This is a genomic window from Tunturiibacter empetritectus (genome assembly GCF_014201375.1).
Taxonomy (GTDB): Bacteria; Acidobacteriota; Terriglobia; order Terriglobales; family Acidobacteriaceae; genus Edaphobacter; species Edaphobacter lichenicola_D.
Genome location: NZ_JACHDZ010000002.1, coordinates 586,311 through 608,774 on the forward strand (window position 1 = coordinate 586,311; position 22,464 = coordinate 608,774).

The 22,464-nt window shown below is 56.1% G+C and carries 15 protein-coding genes; 11 read left to right on the forward strand and 4 right to left on the reverse strand.

The features are described 5' to 3' along the window. Nucleotides 1-138 precede the first annotated feature (138 nt). Entirely contained in the window at nucleotides 139-975 is an 837-nt protein-coding gene (locus tag HDF10_RS08500) for a tyrosine-type recombinase/integrase (RefSeq protein WP_183812399.1), read from the forward strand. Continuing rightward, nucleotides 969-1,361 carry an avidin/streptavidin family protein gene (locus tag HDF10_RS21375; RefSeq protein WP_406706010.1) on the forward strand — a complete coding sequence of 131 codons (393 nt, stop codon included), beginning with the start codon at nucleotides 969-971 and terminating at the stop codon, nucleotides 1,359-1,361. Before HDF10_RS08500 ends, HDF10_RS21375 begins: the two co-directional genes overlap by 7 nt. A gap of 208 nt (nucleotides 1,362-1,569) precedes the next feature. On the opposite strand, the gene HDF10_RS08510 is transcribed toward HDF10_RS21375, so the two are convergent. After that, complete coding sequence (locus tag HDF10_RS08510) at nucleotides 1,570-2,577, reverse strand: DUF3644 domain-containing protein (RefSeq protein WP_221271548.1); 1,008 nt, start codon at nucleotides 2,575-2,577, stop codon at nucleotides 1,570-1,572. Between the two features lie 503 nt (nucleotides 2,578-3,080). Here HDF10_RS08510 and HDF10_RS21380 point away from each other — a divergent pair. Together HDF10_RS21380 and HDF10_RS08520 are read left to right on the forward strand one after the other, a co-directional pair. Next, nucleotides 3,081-3,392: a recombinase family protein gene (locus HDF10_RS21380; protein ID WP_183812401.1), complete on the forward strand. Its 312-nt coding sequence runs from the start codon at nucleotides 3,081-3,083 to the stop codon at nucleotides 3,390-3,392. Nucleotides 3,393-3,841: 449 nt separating this feature from the next. Then, nucleotides 3,842-7,327: a TonB-dependent receptor domain-containing protein gene (locus HDF10_RS08520; RefSeq protein WP_311732703.1), complete on the forward strand. Its 3,486-nt coding sequence runs from the start codon at nucleotides 3,842-3,844 to the stop codon at nucleotides 7,325-7,327. Nucleotides 7,328-7,913: 586 nt separating this feature from the next. On the opposite strand, the gene HDF10_RS08525 is transcribed toward HDF10_RS08520, so the two are convergent. Next, complete coding sequence (locus HDF10_RS08525) at nucleotides 7,914-8,303, reverse strand: response regulator (protein WP_183812404.1); 390 nt, start codon at nucleotides 8,301-8,303, stop codon at nucleotides 7,914-7,916. 144 nt (nucleotides 8,304-8,447) lie between these two features. Between HDF10_RS08525 and HDF10_RS08530 the strand changes: the two genes are divergently transcribed. The 5 genes from HDF10_RS08530 to HDF10_RS08550 all read left to right on the forward strand — a co-directional run bounded on the left by HDF10_RS08530 (nucleotide 8,448) and on the right by HDF10_RS08550 (nucleotide 15,815). Beyond that, nucleotides 8,448-10,235 carry a hypothetical protein gene (locus HDF10_RS08530; RefSeq protein ID WP_183812406.1) on the forward strand — a complete coding sequence of 596 codons (1,788 nt, stop codon included), beginning with the start codon at nucleotides 8,448-8,450 and terminating at the stop codon, nucleotides 10,233-10,235. 222 nt (nucleotides 10,236-10,457) lie between these two features. Beyond that, a complete protein-coding gene (locus HDF10_RS08535) occupies nucleotides 10,458-11,612 on the forward strand; it encodes an HlyD family secretion protein (RefSeq protein WP_183812408.1) in 1,155 nt (384 codons plus the stop codon). Between the two features lie 8 nt (nucleotides 11,613-11,620). Beyond that, on the forward strand, nucleotides 11,621-13,234 hold the full coding sequence (locus HDF10_RS08540) for an MFS transporter (protein ID WP_183812411.1): 1,614 nt from the start codon (nucleotides 11,621-11,623) through the stop codon (nucleotides 13,232-13,234). Between the two features lie 86 nt (nucleotides 13,235-13,320). Then, the gene (locus HDF10_RS08545) at nucleotides 13,321-14,691 is read left to right on the forward strand and encodes a TolC family protein (RefSeq protein WP_183812413.1); all 1,371 of its coding nucleotides are present in this window, start codon (nucleotides 13,321-13,323) and stop codon (nucleotides 14,689-14,691) included. A gap of 449 nt (nucleotides 14,692-15,140) precedes the next feature. After that, nucleotides 15,141-15,815 (forward strand): RNA polymerase sigma factor, encoded by a 675-nt coding sequence (locus HDF10_RS08550; RefSeq protein WP_183812416.1) that lies wholly within the window; start codon nucleotides 15,141-15,143, stop codon nucleotides 15,813-15,815. Between the two features lie 359 nt (nucleotides 15,816-16,174). On the opposite strand, the gene HDF10_RS08555 is transcribed toward HDF10_RS08550, so the two are convergent. Continuing rightward, on the reverse strand, nucleotides 16,175-18,310 hold the full coding sequence (locus HDF10_RS08555; RefSeq protein WP_455685150.1) for a DUF7948 domain-containing protein: 2,136 nt from the start codon (nucleotides 18,308-18,310) through the stop codon (nucleotides 16,175-16,177). A gap of 191 nt (nucleotides 18,311-18,501) precedes the next feature. Then, nucleotides 18,502-19,491 carry a TolB family protein gene (locus HDF10_RS08560; RefSeq protein WP_183812420.1) on the reverse strand — a complete coding sequence of 330 codons (990 nt, stop codon included), beginning with the start codon at nucleotides 19,489-19,491 and terminating at the stop codon, nucleotides 18,502-18,504. 216 nt (nucleotides 19,492-19,707) lie between these two features. Between HDF10_RS08560 and HDF10_RS08565 the strand changes: the two genes are divergently transcribed. Both HDF10_RS08565 and HDF10_RS08570 read left to right on the forward strand, forming a co-directional pair. Next, a complete protein-coding gene (locus HDF10_RS08565; protein ID WP_183812422.1) occupies nucleotides 19,708-20,385 on the forward strand; it encodes a DUF305 domain-containing protein in 678 nt (225 codons plus the stop codon). Beyond that, a complete protein-coding gene (locus HDF10_RS08570; protein ID WP_183812424.1) occupies nucleotides 20,382-22,391 on the forward strand; it encodes an LVIVD repeat-containing protein in 2,010 nt (669 codons plus the stop codon). The genes HDF10_RS08565 and HDF10_RS08570 overlap by 4 nt, the downstream gene beginning before the upstream one ends. Nucleotides 22,392-22,464: the final 73 nt, after the last annotated feature.

The window sequence follows — 22,464 nt, forward strand, 5'->3', positions numbered from 1 at the left end:
GTTGCGTGTAATCGAGGTTACACGCAACGTTTATATAATGCTGTTTATAAAGCACTTAAGTGCGACTACATGCGGTAAAGTAGTGTTTAGCCGCTTCCAGACGAACGGGATGAAATACGAGCCAGGAGAGAAGGTTCCATGAATTTTGAGCCGTTTTTGAATCACCTGCACACTCTGAAACAATGTAGTCCACAAACCATTAAGGCGTATCGCAACGACCTCAAACTGTTTGGAGCCTTTCTCCAGGACCGGTCGGTGTCCCGCATCAGTCGGGTCGATCACGCGCTCGTCAGTGAGTACATCGAATACATGCGACAGCAGCCAAATCCTAGGTTCGGACGGACAGGACTCGCCGATGCTTCTATTGCACGCCGTCTGGCTGCCGTATCCAGTTACCTTGAGTTCGTCCGCGTCAGCGATCCGAAGCTCCGGAATCCTTTAAAGGACTTGTCCAGGAGGTGGCAGAAAAACAACGAGCCGAAGCCGGTCGAAGACTACACGCTGGATTTGCTGTTGGCGAGCATCCCGAATGTCCGAGATCGAGTCCTCTTCAGCCTGCTACTCGCGACCGGACTGAGAGTATCCGAGGTCCACCAACTCAACCGTGATTCAATCTGCATCGACCAGGAGACTGACCCAAAGGGAAAGGTACATGTTATTGGATCTGGACAGGTCGTGGGGAAAGGCGGCAAACGCCGGAAGTTCTACGTGGATGAAACAACTGTGTTCGCGTTTGCCGAATATGTTGAGGCTCGTCGAGACGACAACCCTGCTTTGTTTCTTTCCGAACGCAAGCAGCGGATGTCTGTCCGAGCGATTCAATACACCTTGGACGCCTGGTGCCGGAAATTGGGCTTCTCCCACATCAACGTCCACCGGTTGCGGCATACCTTTGCAACACGGTTAATCGTGCTAATCTTTGGCGCATGTCGATCATTGGAGAGTGGTGGAACGAACTCGGCTCCAAGATGGTGATCTTTCCAGTGGGAAACGACCCACGTATCATCACGGGGACTTACCACACTGCGGTAGGGTCCGCACAGCAACGTAACTATGGCCTTGCTGGTGGTTGCGACGCAGCGGGTGGAACGAGCCAAACTGTCGGCTGGGCAGTGGCCTTTGAGCCACCCGATGCCGACAAGCCCGAACCGTCAACTTGCGCTTGGAGCGGACAGCTTCATGAAACCGCGCCTGATGGCTCGCCTCTGGAGTTCATAGCCTCTACTTGGGTACTCACCAGCGCATCAGACGCTGCTGACGATTGGGAGTCGACCCAGGTTGGTAAGAACTATTTCTTCAGAAATCCTCCGACTCCCGATCAATTGAATCGAGCAATTTCTTTAATCCGACAACGCCGATAATTCTGTTGAATCGTGTACTCCAACCTCCATTCTCTCGCGAGACAGCGATGCAGCTGAATGGAAGTAATAGGTCTAGAAGAGTCCAGATTCATGATCATCGGCCAGCCGAGTTGAAGCCGCTGGCTTTATGAACGCGTTAGCCAATCATGTCTCGAGAATGATGGTACTTACCAAAAAATGAATCGACCGGACGCCGATCGGTTTCGCATTAGGCCAGGCGATCGCTACCCACGACATCAGGGATGGACTGGAGTGCAGGGTGTCGAGCCGCCATAGGCTCTTTCGGCAGAAGCGGCTCCCTCTGCTCTGCTGTTAGTCTGCAATGCTCTCGAACTACAGAAACCCAGTTCTCATACCAATACCAACTGCCTTCCACACTGCTGCCGTATCCTTTTTTGGGATTCTTAGCGTCTTTCTCCTTCCAGAGTTCCGTATGCTGATGCATTCCAAAATTTCGATAGCCTTCTTCTTTCATCATCTTTAGGATGGTGCCCGGCTTATATTTCTTACGTTCAGTCTCCTTGAGGATGACCTTATTCATCATGCTCTCTGCCTCAGAACCCGCTGCAATGAATTCGACCACCCGATCCGCAGTATTTTTGTTCTGAGAGGTCTTCTTTACAAAGGCGATGCGGTAGGAGTACCGAGGATCGTCAAACTCATCTTGCCCCATCTCCGCCTCAAATTGAGCGACGAAGGAGCGGATGTGTGGCGGCAGATCGGTTTGGCTCGCCAACTCCTTCGCGGTTCGTTCATCGATGGTGGAGAATTGGATACTAAACGCCTGCTCACTCTCTAGCCCATACTTAGAATCGAACAGCCTCTTGATGGCGGAGTTAAAATTAAGCGCAGCGGCCATAAACTTTGCACTGAGCTGACTGTCAATACGCATGGTCATCTGATGCTCAATCTCATGGCGAATCCCAATTAGGAACATCAAGTTTGACCTGACGAGATGATCGACCGGACACTGTACAGAATCGAGGCACTGTTCCAGACTCCAATGCCTCTCAGCGCCATAACGAGTCTTGAGAAACTTCGGTCTCCCATTAGGGTTGAGTTGGCGGTATTCCACGCGTATCTTCCGATAATGAGCATGGAGCAAGTATGTCCACGCTACAACAGTCGTGACGATAAATAGCTCTGACTTGAATTCAATTTGGGGGTTATTGTAGATTTGCACTGCCGTGAGCATCGCCTCACGGGCCTTCTTCACTAACTCATTGGCAACAGAGCCTACGCTTCGTTTACGCTTGGCTATAGTGCAATGAGTTTATGCGAAAGTTCGCTTTATGGTCCGATCGGTAAACAACTAGGTTCAATGTATGTTTCGAAAATCCGTTCGGATAAACACAATTTCCCGAAATAATATTTCCAGCTACTTCATCAACTCCTTGAAGGCCGCTCGCACTTAAAGAAAGCCCTTAGACATAATTGTAGAAAGTCTCGCTTGGAAGATCCTTCTAGAGCTGGACACCTTGGCGGAGGAGATCATCGAGAACCTCGAATCCGGCCTAGCCAGCTTTCGCGCCGTTCTCATTGTCTAACGGGAGACAGTGTATCGGAGTATTCCCGGAGAGACTACGACGAGCGACGACGCGGAGGGACGCACATCAGTCTTGGGAATGAAACTTGAAATCCTAGACGCCGAGGCCGAGACGGTGCGGCGTATCTTCGAGATGTCAGCCAGCGGCGTGACCGTTCCCGGAATCGGAGGACATGGAATGCCGAACACGTTACTGCCCCGAAGGTTGGGAAGCTGAACGTCCGTGGAACCAGACGCGCGTTCGCCGTATCCTCCGGCAGGAACGCCACGTAGGGACCGTGGTGTGGAACCGGATGAACCGAGTCACGAACCCACGCACTGGGCGGGTTAAGTTGCATGCGAATCTTCCCGCAGATATTCTGAGAGTGTCTGGACGCACAGAGCCAAATTGGAAGAATGGTCGACCATTCTTCCCGTACTGTGTTACACATTTGCTACACTTTTTCGCGTTTCGCGTTGATATAAGGTGGTACGGAGCGGTATGATCCACGATGTGGCGAAGGCCACAAAAACCGCACCCGGAGCGGCTGAATCGATGTATCTGCAAGATTTCAGGCGACCTTCGGAAATGACTAGAGAAAATCCCTCCTCTTCCGCCACCCTATAACTCCGGGCCGCGGACACCCGTCCGACAGGAGCGAAATCGCCGTCGAGTCCATACATTTCGTTATGACTAAACCCATTGTGGCTGAGCCTACGCGAAAGTTTGCAAGACATAGGTGTCGGCGTAAGCGTCGCGTGAGAGTGACATTCGGTAGTTATAATCAGTCGTTTGACAATCCCGCCACAGGAAAGCTATTAAAACATTCATTGATAACCCCCAACAATACGTAGCCCGTAATCCCCCATTCACACCTCATTGATCGGAGGTTAATCGCCAGCCCTATAGCTTAGGGATATGCGAAAAAAAAGATTTTCTACTGCATCCAACCTTGTGGCGGCCATACTATTTTTCTTCCTGTGCTCCAATCTGCAAGCTCAGTACGAGAACGGCAGCCTTGTCGGAACAATCCATGACTCCAGTGGCGCCACTCTTTCCGGCGCATCCATAACCATCACCAACAACGCCACCGGAATCACCGCCAAGGCGACCTCCAACACCTCAGGCGACTACGAAGTCCCCTCCCTCCGCGTCGGCGTCTACACCATCTCTGCAAAATCTCCCGGCTTTTCGGACGCGGTAGCAAATAACATCACCATCTCCGTTGGCGTCCGAGAGCGCATCGACCTCTCGCTCCAGGTAGGCTCCACTCAGACCACCGTCGAAGTCAGCGACGTCGCCCTCCAGATCGAAACCGAGACCAGCCAGCGGGGCCAGACCATCACCCAGTATCAAAGCGCCGCCTTCCCGCTCGTCAGCCGCAACTACTCTGACCTCCTCGGCCTTGTCACCGGCTCCCGCCAGGCTCCCACCGCCGCCACCACCAGCTCCATCAGCTCGCTCGTCCGCGCCGGAGCCTACAACATCAACGGCCAGCGCAGCATGTTCAACAACTTCCTCCTCGACGGCATGGACAACAACGCCTACGGCGAGAGCAACCAGGGCTTCGACAACCAGATCATCGCCATCCCGCCCGATTCCGTCGCCCAGTTCCAGATCGTCACCAACAACGAGAGCGCAGAGTATGGACGCTCCTCCGGCGCCACCATCAACGTCGCCTCCGCCAGCGGAACCAACCGCTTCCACGCCACCGTCTACGAGTTCATCCGCAACACCGACCTCAACGCCGCCGGCTACTTCAAGCCCACCCTCGTCGGCACCAGCGGAAACGTCGTTCCCTTCAAGAAGCCGACCTTTAACCGCAATCAGTTCGGCGTCAACTTCGGCGGCCCCATCCTCAAAGACAAGCTCTTCTACTTCGTCGACTATGAAGGCTTCCGTCAGGTCCTCAAGCCGCTCAGCGTCAACACCGTCCCCACCACCAACGAGCTCAACGGCAAGCTCGTCGTCGACGTGCAGAATCCCATCACCGGCGTCGTCTACCCCAAAGGCACCGTCATCCCCGCCGCTGCCATCAACCCGGTCTCTCAACAGATCATCGGCTTCTTCAAGCAGATCCCGACCCAGGGCACAGGCCTTTCGACCAGCGGCCTCGCACAAGACAACTACGCCACCCAGGTCCCTTTCACCGACAACTCCGATAAAGGCGATCTCCGTCTCGACTACCAGCAAAACCCCAGCAGCTCCTGGTTCCTCCGCGTCTCCGATCGCAAAGAGACCGGCGTCAACCATCCCATCTTCCCGCTCCCCCTCGACGGCCAGACCAACGGCACCATCCGCGTCCTCGACCAGCAGATAGCCCTCGGCTACACCCACCTCATCGGTGCCAACAAGGTCGTCGATGCGCGCCTCGGCCTCTCGCGCACCAAAGCCGGCAAGTACTCGCTCTCCATCGGTGACAACGCCATCTCCATCCCCGGTCTGCCCTCCGATCCCACCGTCGCCGGCGGTCTTCCCTCAACCAGCATCAACGGCGGCTTTACCTCCTTCGGCCGACAGAGCACCAACCCCCAGTGGCAGAATCCCGCTCTGATCGATCCGAAGGTCAACTTCACCTGGATCAAAGGCCACCACTCCCTCAAGTTCGGCTACGAGTACGAGCACATTTGGATGGCCGTAAACGATAACAACCCCCTCTATGGCTCCTTCAGTTACTCCGGCGGCTTCAGCCTCTGCCCCAGCTCCACCGTCAACGGAGTCAAGGTTCCCACCAATCCGAACGGCCAATCCTGCGCGGACATCAAAGGCGCTGTCGCCGACAACTACTGGGCCGACTTCCTCTTCGGCACCACCAACAACTACTCTCTCGCCAACCTCTTCGTCGCCCACCTACGCCAGACCCTGCAAAGCGTCTACGCCCAGGACGACTGGAAGGTCGATCCCAAACTCACCCTCAACCTCGGCCTCCGCTGGGAGTACGGCTCGCCCTACTCTGAGCAGCACAACTACATCTCCAACTTCGACCCCATCACCCAGACTGTCCTCACTATCACTCCAGGCGCGGTCGCCGGTAACGGCATCACCCCCGTCTCCCCTGGCGGAACTTACGGCAAGACTCTCGTCAACCCCGACCTGAATGACTTCGCTCCCCGCCTCGGCTTTGCCTACGCTGCCACTCCGCGTACCTCCATTCGCGGCGGCTACGGCACCAGCTACGTCCACTACACTCGCGCCGGCTCCGGCGACATCCTCGCTATTAACGCCCCGCAGGCGCAGTTCGTCTCCGTCACCCAGAAGACCCCAAGCACCACCAACCACTGCCCCGTAGGCGGAGCCTCTGCAAGCTGCTACGTCACCACCGACCAGGGCTTCCCCACCGGCATCGCCACCACCTTCAACCCGGCCACCGACAACATCACCTACGTGCCAAAGAACACCCGCGACAGCTACGTCCAGAGCTACTTCCTCAGCGTGCAGCAGGAGCTCGCCAAGAACACGCTCCTCGACATCGCCTACGTCGGCAACCACGGCAGCAAGCTTCAGGGCTTTCTCAACGCCAACCAGAAGAATCCTTCCAACGGATTCGCCCGCCCCTATGGTAACTGGCCCAGCGACATCACTGCGGCCCTCAACGAGTTCTACTCGCACTACGACGCTCTTCAGGTTCGTTACGAACAGCGCTTCGTCGCCGGCCTCACCCTCCTCAACTCCTTCACCTGGTCGCACTCGCTCGACAACGCCAGCGCCTCCCTCGAAGGCAACAGCCCCTCTCCTCAGGACGCCAATAACATCTCGGCCGACTACGGACAGTCGGACTACAACCTGCCCATCAGCAACGTCACCAGCCTCGTCTATGACCTGCCCTTTGGACACGGTCGCCACTTCCTCAACACCGCCAACGGCGTCACCGATACTCTCCTCGGCGGCTGGCAGATCAGCGCTATCAACACCATGCAGGCCGGCACTGCCTACAACATCGGCTACTCCCCCAACTCAGCCAACGCCGTCTCCCCGCAGATCGCTGCCACCTATCGCGGCGCCAACGAATACCGCCCCAACGTCGTAGCCGGTCAGCCAGCCATCAAAAAAACCAAGCTGAGCAACGGCTTCATTCAGTACATCAACCTCGCCGCCTACACCCTTCCCGAGACCAAGGACGGAAACGGAAATCTGGTGAGCCCCTTCGGCAACGCCTCAAGAAACCCGGGCCGTTCGCCGGCCTTCTACCAGACCGACGTAGCCCTCAACAAAACCTTCAATACCCCGCTAGAGAGCCTGCGAGTACAGTTCCGCGCAGAGTCCTACAACCTCTTCAACCACACTAACTTCTACATCCCCGGCAGCGGTCTTAGCGGCACCTTGAGCACCGCAGCCACAAGCACCGCCCCGGCAAGCCTCAACAACCCAACCAGCGGCGGCCAGATCACCAGCACCTTCGAGCCCCGCATCTTCCAGTTCGGCCTCAAGATCCTCTACTAAACCCACCCCGGCACCTTCAACACAAAAGCCCTGCGCCAACCAGCGCAGGGCTTTTGCTGTCATCTTGGTCGACCTCCGGCGTGTTGTGGAGTGGAGTCCCATAGAACGCTAGAGCTATCAGCGAACGTATCCGGCGTTGATGGAGACGAACGAAATTACGCACTAGGGCGGCAGTAAACTCTGGGACCGTGTATCGAGCGCATCACTCGAATCGGAAGCGCCGCTCCATCCGATCAGGATCATCTGCACTCTTCACGATGAAAGTGATATATCCATCGTGGCGATGAAGCGTCCTTTATGTGGTGAAGTTGTGGTCCAGCTTCGCGAGGGTCTCGGTACCGATACTTCTTTGCGATGGCGGTCATGTCTTTAGGCCACCTTTTCGGTGTACTTATCGGTACGCTGGCCTATCCATTCGGTAGCGGTCTGGTGAGTGATTCGAAGATTCTTCCCGAGACGGTCAGATCCGGGGCCAACTGGGCCCAGGAGATCTTCAACTCCAGATAAGTCCTGCAAAAGTTGCGACCTATTGCCTTTTGTTAGCCACGGATGTATGTCGCGATTTCCTCGGAAGGTTACGCGGAGTTCAATATGTTAGTCGTTGATAGAAATAGTTAGTGGCCGACTCGACCGCTTTTCGCAAATTCGCTTCTGTGAATGGTGCGACAAGAACGTCGAATCCTCCGGCCTCAAGCACACCGGACCACATCGGGAAGTCGCTGCTCAGCGTGTACACGAGAATCGACGGCTGCGGCGCCATAGTAGAAAGCAATCCCCATAAGTTCCACCACTCGTGAGTCGGTAAGCTAGCCGGTATGAGCGCAACAGCGTAGATCTTTTGTCGTGTGTGTTGCGCGAAGTCATCGGCGTTGCCGCAAATTGTCAGTCCTACAACGGCGTTCCCCAAATGCCGCATATTCCGCTGCATGTCGGAAGGTATGAGTGCCAGAACATCTCCAATGGAGTTCTCGGTCATCGGCGCACCTCCGCTGGAATCGAAACATACAATATTCCTTAGGACTTCCCGACGGAAGTGAGCTAGCGGTGAGCGCGAGGGGCAAATCAAGGTCAGGTTCGTCTCTCGCCTTAGAATGGGACTAGCCAGCAGACACGTTTTGCTATGACAAATACCTCGACCCACCGACGAATGGATACAGTTCCCACACATGCCGCATTGAACGCATTATCACTCGTGCTCGCCAGCGAGATCTTTACGCGTTCCAATCGCCTCTCCCAGTTCCTAAGATTTGTGGTGGAGCAAACACTGAACGGCCACGAAGGTAGCCTCAAGGAATACACCATTGGAACCGAGGCCTATGGGCGAAAGGCTGACTTCGATCCAGGCCAGGACACGATCGTAAGGACAGAGGCGCGGCGACTCAGAAGCAAACTGAAGGAGTACTACGAGACTGAGGGCAAATCTGACGATGTAGTGATTTTTATGCGGACCGGAAGCTATGTTCCCGTCATCCGTTGGAGGGCGAGCTTGGATGGCCGGTCTCAGGTATCAGCACGAACACCGGATGAACTCTGGGTAGAGGGCGATGGGGTGCGGGTTGCTCTGACAGCCTTCCAGGCGCATGCGAACGATCCCATCGCGTCGGCATGTGCGTTTGGAATTACTGACGATTTGCTGCACAGGTTAGTTCAGGTTCCAGGCATTCGAGTCGTCTCGGAGACGGCGACCCGGTCGCGCCCGCAAGATTTGGATTCCCTTCAGGGCAACGGCGAACTGGAGGCACAGATCGTCCTCGATGGAACAGTTCGAAGCGAACACAATCGGCTGCGTGTTTCTGCGCGTGTCTCAACTGCTCAGGGTTTGTTACTGTGGTCCCAGCGGTTTGATGCTGCAACGGATGAAGACTCTGAGCTGAAGCTGCACGATGCAGTCGCCGCAGCCCTGCTTAGCCGCATCGCTCCCAGAGCGTCTATCGTCCGTCGTTATCTCGGAACGCCAACGCAAACGCTCTATCAGTTCTATTCGAAAGCTCTTGCGGCAGAGTCCCTTCTCGAAGAGAGTACTGTTGTCACGATTTCAGATTCTCTTAAAAAGTTCGAGGAACTAGTCTTGGAAGCCCCGGAGTATGGGCGACTCCATTGTGGTATTGCTCAGTGTTATATGGCTTTAGCGCAGAGAGGAGCACGCTCTTCAAAAGAATTTGTCTCACGAGGAGGTGAGGCTTGCAAGCGTGCCATTGCGATAGATCCTGACGCCATTGACGCGCATTCAACGCTGGGCTGCATCCTCGCTCAGGAATGGAAGTGGAAGGCTGCTGAAGAGAGTTTTCACAAAGCTCTATCGCTCGGAGACCAGCACGCAGCGCATCGTCAGTTTGCACAATTCTTACTGATTCATTCGCGCTTCGATGAATCCTGGAAGCACTTTCAGATCGCGGAGGGGATGGACCCCTTCTCTGCTCGACAGAAGTCGTCCATAGCTCGTTTCTTTTATTACAGCCGTTGGCATCGAGAAGCGAAGGAATACTACGCCAGAGTGATGCAGTATGGTCCGTTGCCGATCGAAGCCACACTGATTCGCGCGTTCACTGAGATACAGATGGGTGAGTTGAAGGACGCGGTTTCACTGGCACAGGGAGTTCGCCGCAGAGTGGGAACCGTGCAGCTCTACTTAGCCACAATCGCGGAGATCTTTGCACTTTCGAATGAGGTGGATCAAGCGCTGTCGCTCACCGCGAGCTCCGGCTTGCTGACGGAACAGTCATCTCTGAGTTATTTTCGTAAGGCTTGCTTGGCTTTAGCGTTGAACGAACCTGCAAAATCGTTAAAGTTTCTAAGCGAATCGTTCAATACAAAAGAGGCAGAGCTGCCCTGGATCGCTGCAGATCCGCGATTCGATAGAGTCCGCGACGAGGCGACCTACCAGTCTATTGTCCGCGCAGTTCTCTAGCCACCAAACCCCCCTCTAATTAGGGATCCGCGAAGGCTTAATGCATGGTAGAGTCATGGCCTTGCTCACGGTGATCTAACCTTCCCCTCACTTTCGAGGGGCTGTATCGCCTGCTTCACTCGAAATGGGTCTTCTCGAACAAAATTCCTATCTGATTGATTCTTGCTTCGGAAGTTGTTCTTGCGAGTGGCCTGTTTTGAGATTCCCTGATGAGGTCCGGCTGTGAAGAAGTGGTCTATTGCGATTCCGATATTGGTACTGGCTGTAGCCATCTTTCTCATCTTTGCCATCCGAGGTCATTGGGACTTCTGGAAGAGCAATGCTGTCCTTCAAAAAACAAACGATGCGTACGTGACAGGCGATCAGATTCCTCTCAGCACACGCGTTAGTGGGACCGTGCAGCGAGTGGGCGTGCAGGACTATCAGATGGTCAAAGCTGGACAGCCAATCGTTGAATTGGACAACTCGGATTATCAGGCGAGCGTCGATGAGGCGCGGGCTGCTATTAGCGCCGCACGTGCCGAACTTATCGCAAATCAGGACGCAAAGCGCGCCGCTGACGCGAACATTGACGCCGCGAAGGCGTCCGTTGAGCAGGCCCAGGCTGCTGCAGATGCGGCGCAAGCTGCGATCGAGGCCGCACAGGCTCAGGTCACACAGGCCGTCAGTGAATATCAGCGACAGGAGACGTTGCTCGCCAGCCGGGCCGCGACTCACCAGTTGTTCGAGCAGGTTCAGGAAGCCCGGGACGCTGCTCAAGCTTCCTTGCAGAGCCGTCGAGCCGATCTTGTGCGCGCCAAGGCGACAGTAGCAAGCAGCCGCGCCGCGCTTGCCGGGTCTCTCCAACAGAGAACAGCTCTTAACGCAAAGGACGCCGAACTACAGGCTCAGATCGCAGCGAAGACGGCAGCCGTAACCATTGCACAGGTAAGTCTTGCTTACACAAAGATTACTGCGCCTGCCGACGGTCGAGTCGGTCGACTGCAGGTTCATCCGGGGCAGCTTGTCGGAGCAGGCGTCCAGGTTATCGATTTCGTTCAAGACGGCGCCTGGGTCGAGGCCAACTTCCTCGAGACGCAGCTTGCTCATGTTCGTATTGGCGATACCGCGGACATCAAGATAGACGCCTATCCCTCTCAGGTTCTTCACGGCCACGTGAGCGAGATAGCTCCTGCGAGTGGGTCGGCGACAGCACTCTTACCGCCCGATAATGCTACAGGCAATTTTACGAAGGTCATTCAGCGGGTTCCGGTCAAGATCCTCTTCGATGGGAAGCCCTCCGAAGACATCCTCCGTCCGGGACTGTCTGCGGAGGTCACGGTTCACACCGATTCGCAGGAAACAACACAAGCGACTCAGCCGGGGACAGCCCACTAACGGAAGACATGACGACAGATCCACAAACCGAATCTGTCCAACGCATCAGACCTATTCTGGGGATCCTGGGCGTGTTGTTGGGTGCCTCGCTGGCTACCTTTTTCGGAAGGCTTTTGAGCGTCGGCGCGCCTGATCTTCGCGGAGCACTGCGGCTCGACTTCGACTCAGCTTCATGGATCGGCACTACTTACAACATGGGTCTAATGTTCATCGGCCCCTTCTCTGTCTACCTCGGCGGCCTGCTCGGGCCGAGGCGCGTCCTGCTTGTCTCCGCGACGATCTTCACCCTGTTGTGTATCGTGATGCCATTTGCCGGACATCTCTCCGTACTGTTGTTTTTGCTGGCGGCGGCTGGGATGACAGCCGGGACATTTTATCCCCTCACACTGTCGTTCATTCTGCGTAATCTCCCCCAAAGCTATCTGCACCTGGGAATTGCCGCCTATGCGGCGGACATCGTCATTACGACCCATATGGCGCATTCCTACGAAGGGTGGCTGATGGAAGCCCTCTCGTGGCACTGGATCTTCTGGACGATTGCGCTGCTCACACCCATCATGATCGCCTTGGTTGTCTTCGGCATTCCACCGCAGCCGATGCCGAAGCCAACGCCGGGACAGCCTTCGCCAAGCTGGCGTGGCTTCCTATTCTTCAGCCTCGGAGCAGCCCTGCTCTACGGGGCGATGGACCAGGGACAGCGACTCGACTGGTGGCGTTCCGGAACCTTTGTTGCGATGGTCGTGTCTGGTTCCTTCCTCATCTTGGCAGCAGCTGTCCGGCACTTCAGCAAGCCGAATCCCCTGATCAATTTTCCCTTCCTGCGGCGGAGAAACACCGTTCTGCTTGCCTTCATCATCATGATCTTCCGCTTTGTGCTGTTATCCGGGGTGGTGCTAGTCCCCAGTTATCTCACAGCAATCCGTGGATACAGGCCCGAGCAGGTCGGTCCTGTGCTCCTCTGGCTGGCGATTCCCGAGTTTCTCGCCGGCCTTCTCGCAATCTACCTGCTCGGGCGAGTCGACTCGCGTCTCATCATGGCGGCGGGGTTCGCCACGGTTGCCATTGCCGCTCTAATGGATTCGCATATTACTTCTGTCTGGGCCGGAAACAGCTTCGACCTCAGCCAAATTGTGCTGGCAATGGGAGAGGGCTTCGCATTCAACGGGATGGTAGGCACCATCGTACTCGACCTTATCAACTCAGGCTCCATGAATAAAGGACCTGATGTTCTCAGCTTCAGCGGCTTCTTTCAGACCATACGACTCTTTGGCGGAGAACTCGGCGCCACATTTATCCAGTTTTTCCTCCATAGCAGACAGGTCTTTCATGGGGATCTACTGTCAGCTGACATTCAGGGAGGTTCAACTCCTGTTATCGAACGCGCCCACATACTGACATCTGGAATGCATGCGCAGTCGGCGACTCAGGATATCGCTTTGGGCCGGGCCGCCACTTTGTTTGGGGGAAGCATTCGCCAGCAGGCTTTCACCCTGTCGATCATGGACGCCTTCACCCTCATTGCCTGTGTCGCAACAGCCAGTCTCTTGATCATCGCGTGTCTACACGGGCTGAAGGTTGGCTTCCGCCAAATCATTGCCACTTCGGCCAAACCTGCTTCATAGAAAGTCTGCTTCAGAGGACTATTGGAATGGTGAAAAAAAAGACATCTTTGCGTGGAGCAACATGCCGCATAGGTAAGAGACTACTGGTGGCGGCCTCCGTGGTGCCGGTTGTGCTCGTCTCGCCGCTATTGCTTCTCGCTCAGCAGTCTAACGCTGCTGCCGCTGCAGTGGATTTGCCCAACGCCACCAGCGTGCACCTTACGCTCCCTGGCGCAGTCGAGATGGCGCTAGCGCACAACCGCCACATTATGCTGGCCCATCTGTCGGTGACCGATAGCGAAGCGCAGAAGAAAGTGGCCGAGTCGCACTTTTATCCAATCATCAAGAACCAGTCTGCGGTCCTACACATTACAGAACTTGAGGGAGTAAGAATTCCTGCCGGAGCCGTCGGAGAGACACCTGCGGGCGTCTTGCCTGCAGAGACTCTCATTATTGGCCAGGGCGGTGCCACAAGCTATACGAGTGGGACCGAACTCGCCCAACCCATAACGCAAATCTTCAAAATCCGCGCGGGCGTAAAGGCCGCTGAGGCCGATCTTAACTCGGCGCACATTCAGTCTGATGACGCCGAGAATGGCGTCGCCCTTCTTGTCCACAAGCTTTATTACGGCATTCTTATTGAGCAGTTACGTGGGACGGCCGCAAAAGACGCCGTCGACGCCGCAACATTGGTAGAGCATGAGACAAAGCGGGGTGTCGATGAGGGGAAGCTCCTGGCCGACTCCGAGCTATCGAGTCGCGCAGACTTACTCGATAAACAGCAAACTGCTCTCGTCTCGCGGCTCAACCTTGACGATCTTACGTTGCAACTCGACGACGCGCTTGGCTTGCCGCTTGGCACTCACCTTATCCTGGACCCAGACTCACTCGGCGTTTCCTCAGTGCTTCCCACGCGTGCTGAGGCAATTGCACTTTTGCTCAACAAAAGCCCTGCGATATTGTCGGCCACGCAGACGGTAGACAAAGCGAAGGCTGGTGTCGCCGCGGCGCGAGACGAATACATCCCCGATCTAACAGGAGTAGCTCGCTACAGCTACCAGAGTGGCCTGCCTTTTCTGGTTCATAACTTTGGAACCTTTGGAGCCAGCTTCACTTACACCTTGTTCGACGGTGGCGAGCGCGAAGCCAAGCTCCAGGACGCACGTATCAAGCTCACGATGGCGCAGACTCAATTGAAGCAGACCGAGGCAGATGTAAGCATTGAGTTGTCGTCCGCCTATGACAAAGCAGAACAGCTTGAACAACTGGTAGGAGTGACAACTCAAGCTCTCGAGGCTCGTGAAGAGAGCTTCCGCATTCAAAGCGAGCGAGCAAAGGTTGATGCTCAACTCGCCTCTGGAGTGGCAACAGCCCATGCAACGTTGACCTCCACACGTATGAATGTGCTCAATTCTCAACTGAACTTGTCGCTCGCCCGGAACAACATCCGGCGTCTTCTGGGAGAGCGGCCGGAATGACAGATACCTCATTCATGGGCCAGCCACAACGGTGCGGTTGACAGGACGAGCTTCAAGACTCTGTGCCAGGGTGTCTCCTTCGGTTCCTTTCGAAGTGAAGCGAAAGAGAGTGCGTCTTTATAGGTGCATCTCGAGAGCACTGTTTGTTGGATTGTTTTCATCATGATGTGATCTTCGCCCAAGAACGAAAAGTCGTGCCCATGACTAACGTGCTGTCGAACTCACGCCTCCTCAAACCGATGTTCCGAAAACCTTCAGGTCACCCTCACGGCTAGCTCACCTTTCCTCACTTCCGTCGTAGGTCCTGCTCGAATAAGTTGAAACATGGCTGGGATGAGAAAGAAATAATTGATCTTAACTAACAGGTCGATTATTTTTTTTTGTATCCGACTAGTCTGCAAAACACCCATAAGAAACGCTAATTCGCGACTCGCCCGACCGATAACTAGATGGAAACACCGGAGAGCCAATTGTTTTTCGATAGTAATCGAGTGAGTGTTGACGCCGTTTCGGAGCAGGATCAAACTCCAAAATGCGTACTACACTCTGCAAGCGATGAAAGTCTCGTCGCTGCTGCAAAGCAAGGGGTTCACATCGCGTTCGTGGAAGTTTGTAACCGCCACTCGAGACGCGTCTTCACCACGGTCTATCGAATCACGAAGAATCATGAAGACGCAGAAGATGCGTGTCAAAACGCGACTCTTCAGGCCTTCGTTCATCTCAAAACGTTTGATGGGAGGTCGAAATTTTCTACATGGTTGACTCGAATAGCAATTAACTCTGCGCTCATGATCCTGCGGCAGAAACGACGACGCAACGAGACATCAATAGAGGCACACCTCGACGACGACGCGCGGGTTCCTCTAAATATTCCTGATCCGGCAAAAGATGTTGAACTGCACTACCTCGAGCGCGACAGGGCGGTACGTTTGAGAGGGGCCGTCACGCGTCTCCGTCCGGCACTCCGCGAGGTGCTCGAGATTAGCCTATCGTCCGACGGGTCAATCGAGGAGATTGCGCAGAAAGTGGGAATTTCTGTGGCTGCCACAAAATCGCGCCTAATTCGCGGGAGACGGGCACTTGGAAGATATATCAACGAACGAGATGCCAGGCCACTGTTTTGACCAGGTTCTTTGCAAATCTTCTTTCCCTGACATCATGAATCGCAAGTCAGGTCAGTAGGGCTCGGAGCAGGGAAGGGCCCACCTCCTCCGCCGTCATTTCGCCGGGTGGGGAAAGACAGCTGGAAGAGGGAAGCTTGTTGCGGCAATTTTTTGAGCGTAGTGTTTCCTCGTTTTTGCTGGGGGTTTTGGCAAAAACGGGTGCCAAAACGTGGTGTTCTGGTGGTCATTCTGTGGTGTTTTGCGTGGTGAACGTGGTGTTTAAGCAGCCGCTTTTTCAGACTCGAAAAATGCGCCACGGATTCTGGATTATTTTTCGAGGTCTCCGGTTCCGGGAGTTCTTTGCTTTGAAGTTTGGACGTCTAAGGTGCGTTCACAATAACGGGAGTTTCATCCAGCTTGACCACAAACGCATCCTCGTTCGAGAGGCCCTTCCCACCAGTAAACCGGGTGCCTGCCGTGTAAATTGCCGGATACGTGGGGAGCGCGACAATTCGTTCTTTGGGCTTGACCACCGCCACTCCATTAATTTGTGCCCCGAGGAAGACCGTGTAGAGAGGGCCATTTCCATCTTTGTCGAGTTTCACCAGAAAGCCCGCGGTTGGGTTTGGCGTAATGGGGGGACCGCCTGGGAACGTGGTTGAGGATGTGTTGCCGACGACCCAGGTCTCTCCCCCTGCATCCGTTGCTATCGCCTGCCCGTCGGAGCTGCCATCGGTCCCTGAGAGATATTTGAGGTAGAGAAGCTTTCCTTCCGGCGAGGCCTTGGCTACGAAGGCAAAATCGGCCGACTCCGAACACGGTGAGCAAAACGTTCCGGCTACGTAGGCGTTCCCGGCAGAATCCAGGGACACGCCAGTACCGATGGTTGTCTCCAGGCTGAGGGATGTTGAGTATAGGAGCGAGTCGCCCGCCGGGCTTAGCTTGGTAAGAAATGCCGAAGGCGATCCTCCGAACATGGTCGACTGGTAACCGGCGTAGGGAAAGTCATGCGAGACGGATTCGCCAGTCACATAAGCTGAAAGCGAGCTGTCGACTACGATGGCGGATATGGAATCGACGTCCGACCCGCCCAGGTAAGTGGAGTACACGAGCGATGCGCCGTTGGGCGCGATCTTAGAGACAAAGCCGCTGACGGCGCCGCCGGGGTAGTATTCATAGCCGTTCACAACTGGAAAGTCCGTCGACGTGGTAAATCCCGCCACATAGGCCGATTGAGATGCATCAATGGCGATCGCTCCGCCGTTCTCGCCGTTGGAGCCGCCGAGGTAGGTCGAGTACACGAGCCGGTTGCCCGACGGCGATAGCTTGGTAACAAAGACGGTAGCGTCACCCTTTTTTTCAAATTGCAAGGGCTGCCTGACGGGAAAGTTATCCGAGCGGGTTTGGCCGCCAATGTAAACACCGCTGGCATCGACTGCGATTCCATTCCCTGCGTCGTTGTCGCCACCGCCGAGATAGGTCGAAAAGAGGATGTTGCCGTGTGTGCCAAGTTTTGTTACAAATGCGTCTGAGTCGCCGGACCTGCTGCCCTGGATGATGCCTCCAACGACGTTGAAATTACTCGAATAAGTCTGTCCAGTAACATAGGTGTCGCCTAGACCATCGACAGCCACTGCACTCGCGGTATCGGTGTCGGACCCTCCGAGGAATGTGACAAAGGAGATTGTCGGGTCGATCACAAGTGGTTGCTTCGGATCATATTTTTCGATGGTGAATCCTGCAGTATCTCCCTTCAGAATTCGAAATCCCCCCTTGACGGGCACTCTCTTCCCACCGACCTCCTGATAGATCTTGGGCTGGGCATGACGAAGCTCAGTATTGTTCGCCATAGCGAGCACAAGGTCGCCGTTAGCTTTGTCCACCTCGAGAGTTGCTGCGCCTTCGAACTGGAGTTGAATCTGCCTCGGATCGGCCCCGGGCGCGAGAACAAAATCGTATTCCAGTACGCTCTCATCGCCATGGAAGATGAGATCAACGTCTTTATAAACACTCGGAACGTTGACCTGTTCGTACTGAGGGATATCAGTGTGCCAACCTGCCGGCATCTTTCCGATGAAATAGTTGCTGATCCCGCCAGTTGGCTTTGTACCCATAGGCTTCCAGCCGCTGCTACCCGAGAGGTGCAGTTTCACAAGGGTGCTTTGTGCGCTTTTTGGTTTAGTCTGGAGCTTCCTTAGTTGAGACACACTCGGAAAGAGCGATCTTGCAGGCTTCGCGGCTGCATGCTCCCCAAACTCAAGTGTGGCGCCATCGGAAGTTATTCCGAGCCTGAATCCGGCACCACGGCCGATCCATTGGAAGTCCGAAGCCGCTTGGCCGCGATTGGGCTCGAAGACGAGAGGAGTCTTCGCAGGGGATAGCTGGACCTCGACTCCTTGCGGAGTCTGAGGCGTTGGCTGGATATTCGGTCGGGTCTGAGTCTGAACCGCAGGTGCGACAACTAAGAGTGTCGCAGTTACAGCAAGCGGGAGAAGCGAGATGTGGGCCATGGCCATTGATCTCCTGTGTGAAGAATTGGGGCCCCACTGAGACAGTCGTTTCACTGGCTCTCACTTTTTTTCGCGCGATGTTTCTGATTCTGCTCGCTTCCCGCACCCCCGTCAATTCTGTACTCAGAATGACCGATACCTTCCACATTCCGAGGAGCCGATCTATCGACCGGCAGTGCGATCCTCTGAGCGTGAGGTCATTGTAAAACCTCATAGGTGACGTAGGCGAAGCGGGTGGAGTCGGGGGACCAGGAGTTGACGTTCATTGTTCCCTGGCCGCCGGTGGCCTGGATGAGTTTCTTCTGAGTGGGCGCTACTTTGCCGTGGTCGATTGCTACCAGCTTTAGTTCGATGGAGACGTTGCGCGGGTTGTGGTTGGGCGTGCCGGCGGGATAGCCGATGTACACCATCTTTTTGCCGTCGGGTGAGATGTGGGGGAACCAGTCTTCGAGTCCGTCGCTGACGACCATCTCGGCCTTCTCATCGTTGTGGCCTGCGCCTTCGGCAGGGAAGCGCCAGATGGCCTCTTTGCCGGAGCGGTCGGAGTTGATGTAGATCCACTTGCCGTCCGGTGAGTAGTCAGGGCCGTCGTCGTGGTGGGGGTTGGAGGTGAGTTGCTTCTCGGGGCCACCGGCGGCGGGCATGCCGTAGATGTCGAATTGGCCGCTGCCGTTGCGCTGGGCCACGAAGGCGAGCGTGCTGTTGTCGGGCGACCAGCCGTGGAAGTAGCTGGGGGAGTCGGGCGTCATGAGCTTTGCGTTGTTGCCGTCGGCGTTGGCCAGGAAGACCTGCGAGCCTTTTTGCGGCGGGACGGTGGCTGAGAAGGCGAGCTTTGTGCCGTCGGGCGAGATGGCCTTGTCGTTGTTGCACTCATAGTCGGCGGGGATGGCCAGCTTTGCGGGCTCGGCTGTGCCGTCTTGTTTGAGGACGAGCTTGTAGATGGCACCGTCGGAGTTGGCGATGAGGTACTTGCCGTCGGGGGACCAGTTCGGCGCCTCCCAGATGGAGTCGGCCGTGTAGACCAGATGCGAGGAGCCGGTGCGCAGGTCGTAGAGGAAGAGACGGCTGCGCAGATGCTGCTCTGCTGGGTGCGACGGAGTGGGCTGCGCGTGAGCCGGCGTTAGAAGGGAGGCTGCGAATACGGCGAGATTACAGAAGAAGCGTGTTTGGATCGGGAGAATCTTCATGGGGGTGACACTCCTCTTTTGCTGGAAGTCGCGAGGGGGATCCGCTTGTGACGGCTACTCTGGACCAGCATTCGCACGCTCTCCATCGAGCTTTGGAGAGTGGCTTTCTCTCTTGCGACTCGCAGCCGCCATGATACCGTGGGAGAACGAAATATGCCCGGCGCGATGGGAAGATTGAACTTCGACTCTATTGGTCGCGGCCGCAGACCGCGGACTATGGCGACCACATTTGTGGCGTTCGGTGGATGGCTCTCGGCTGTGGCGCTTTGCTGCGTGTCGTCTGCTGCGGTTCATGCTCAACAGGCACAGCCGAGTTCGGCTCCGGTGGTGGTGCAGCCTGGCGCGCCGGGAACTCCGAGCAGGCGGCTGCCGTCCTCTACCACCGCGACGGCTCCGCGAAGATCGCAGGCTGATGTTGAGTTCATGCAGGGCATGATCATGCATCATGGGCAGGCGGTCGTGATGACGGACCTGATTCCGTCGCACACGGAGAATAAAGAGATTCGCTCGCTGGGGGCGCGCATCGGCCTTTCGCAGGCGGATGAGATGAAGTTTATGAAGCGGTGGTTGAGGGCTCGCGGGGAGGCTATGTCGATGTCCATGCCGGGGATGCCGGATATGGATCGGAGCGGCGGTCCGATGCCGGCCATGCCGGGGATGCTGACGTCGAAGCAGATGGAGGCGTTGCGGCAGGCCAATGGCGCTGAGTTTGACCGGCTGTTTTTGACGGGAATGATTCAGCATCACAATGGCGCGCTGGTGATGGTCAAGCAGCTGTTCGATACACCTGGTGCAGGGCAAGATGCGGACCTGTTCGACTTTGCCACGGACGCAGACAACTCGCAACGGGCCGAGATTGGAATTATGCAGGATATGTTGAAGGAGAAACGATGAACCGTATGCAGTCTCTCGCATTTCGTTTGGCCGGTGTGGCCTTTGGCGCGGCTTTGGTGTGTTCCAGTTGGGGAGCTTTGCGGGCGCAGGCTCCGGCTGCTCCGGCTGCGAAGGCGGCTCCCGAGGAAGATGACAATCCGTTTACGCCGAAACCGGCTGTGCCGCTGCCGCCTGGTATGACGGGGTCGACGATGAACGATCCCCGCGTGGGGTTGAAGGCGGGACTGTATGACGCGGGTGAGACTGCGATGGGGATGGAGCACGTCGCGTTCTTGAAGAAGCCGAATGCGTTTCAACTGTCGTCGACGAATCCGGACGATCCTGCGGTTCAGAAGAGTCTGGACCTGATAGGGGTGGGTAACAGGGATAAGATTCCGAAGCCCATGCAACTGGTGATTGCGCAGCTTGCCTTCGCAAACTCCGATTTTGCGTTTCAGGGAACGCATCTGTTCCAGGGCAACTTCTATGGCGTTAGCTTCTATGACATCTCGAACCCGGCGAAGGTGTCGCTGATTACCACGCTGGTGTGTCCGGGCGGGCAGGGCGATGTTTCGGTGTACGGGAATCTGCTGTTCATGTCGGTGGAGATGCCGAATGGACGGCTGGACTGCGGAGTGCAGGGATTTCCCCCCCTGCCTCCACCAGCGCCGGGGCATGAGAAGGACCACCGGATTCCGACGGCGAGCCCCGATCGTTTTCGCGGCGTGAGAGTCTTCGATATCTCTGACATCAAGAACCCGAAGCAGGTGGCGGCGGTGCAGACCTGCCGCGGATCGCACACGCATACGCTGGTGGTGGACCCGAACGATAAGGACAACGTCTACATCTATGTTTCGGGAACGTCGTTTGTGCGGCAGAGTGAAGAGCTTGCGGGCTGCTCGGGGGAGGAGAAGCCGGACAAGGATCCGAACACTTCGCTGTTTCGGATCGACGTGATCAAGGTGCCGCTTGCCGCGCCGCAGCAGGCTAAGGTGGTTTCAAGTCCGCGAGTGTTTATCGATCCGCGCACGGGCGCTCTGAATGGCTTGAACAATGGCGGAAGCCACGATCAGAAGGCTGAGAAGCCTGCGGACACCAACCAGTGCCACGACATCACGGTGTATTCGGCCGTGGGACTGGCGGCTGGGGCGTGCTCTGGCAATGGCATCCTGCTCGACATCAAGGACCCTGTGCATCCGAAGCGCGTGGATGCGGTGAATGATCCGAACTACTCGTATTGGCACTCGGCGTCGTTCTCGAACGACGGAACAAAGGTGGTCTTCACCGACGAGTGGGGTGGTGGTCTGCAGCCACGCTGCCGTCCGACGGACCCCAACAAATGGGGAGCTGATGCGATCTTCAATCTGAAGGACGACAAGCTGTCGTTCGCGAGCTACTACAAGATGCCGGCCGCACAGACGGAGACCGAAAACTGCGTCGCTCACAACGGCTCACTGATCCCGGTTCCCGGGCGTGATATCGAGGTTCAGGCCTGGTATCAGGGCGGTATTTCGGTGATGGACTTTACCGACGCGGCGCATCCCTACGAGATCGCTTACTTCGATCGCGGGCCCGTCGATGCCAAGGCGCTGGTCTTGGGAGGAGACTGGTCTGCGTATTGGTACAACGGCTACATCTATGGATCGGAGATCGCGCGGGGACTGGATGTGTTCAAGCTGGTCCCGAGCAAATTTCTGACAAAGAATGAGATCGATGCGGCCAGCCTCGTGAAGGTCAGCGAGCTGAACGTGCAGAACCAGCAGAAGGTTGCGTGGCCGGCTCAACTAACAGTGGCGCGAGCGTATCTCGATCAGCTGGGGCGTTCGCAGGCGCTGTCGTCAGCGCGGATTGCTGATTTGAACAAGGCGATTGTGCGGACGCAGAGGTCACACCTTGGCAAGAAGGATCTGGCAAAGCTGCATGGGATGGCGTCGTCTGTTGAGACGAGCGCGTCTGACGCAAAGAACCCGGAGGATGCCAAGAGGCTGCATGCGCTGGCTCAGATACTGGAGAGTCCGACGGCCTGACGCTCCTCAGTGATGGGCCTGGTCTCGCTGGCCACGCCCATCACTAGAGAACAATCATCCGTCACAATCATCC

Bases quoted from the DNA above. Each gene is read 5' to 3' on its own strand.
- HDF10_RS08570 (WP_183812424.1), top strand. From the start codon at position 20,382: ATGAACCGTATGCAGTCTCTCGCATTTCGTTTGGCCGGTGTGGCCTTT.
- HDF10_RS08555 (WP_455685150.1), bottom strand. From the start codon at position 18,310: ATGGCCATGGCCCACATCTCGCTTCTCCCGCTTGCTGTAACTGCGACA.
- HDF10_RS08530 (WP_183812406.1), top strand. From the start codon at position 8,448: ATGACAAATACCTCGACCCACCGACGAATGGATACAGTTCCCACACAT.
- HDF10_RS08525 (WP_183812404.1), bottom strand. From the start codon at position 8,303: ATGACCGAGAACTCCATTGGAGATGTTCTGGCACTCATACCTTCCGAC.
- HDF10_RS08540 (WP_183812411.1), top strand. From the start codon at position 11,621: ATGACGACAGATCCACAAACCGAATCTGTCCAACGCATCAGACCTATT.
- HDF10_RS08550 (WP_183812416.1), top strand. From the start codon at position 15,141: ATGGAAACACCGGAGAGCCAATTGTTTTTCGATAGTAATCGAGTGAGT.
- HDF10_RS21380 (WP_183812401.1), top strand. From the start codon at position 3,081: ATGGAATGCCGAACACGTTACTGCCCCGAAGGTTGGGAAGCTGAACGT.
- HDF10_RS08565 (WP_183812422.1), top strand. From the start codon at position 19,708: ATGGCGACCACATTTGTGGCGTTCGGTGGATGGCTCTCGGCTGTGGCG.
- HDF10_RS21375 (WP_406706010.1), top strand. From the start codon at position 969: ATGGTGATCTTTCCAGTGGGAAACGACCCACGTATCATCACGGGGACT.
- HDF10_RS08500 (WP_183812399.1), top strand. From the start codon at position 139: ATGAATTTTGAGCCGTTTTTGAATCACCTGCACACTCTGAAACAATGT.
- HDF10_RS08560 (WP_183812420.1), bottom strand. From the start codon at position 19,491: ATGAAGATTCTCCCGATCCAAACACGCTTCTTCTGTAATCTCGCCGTA.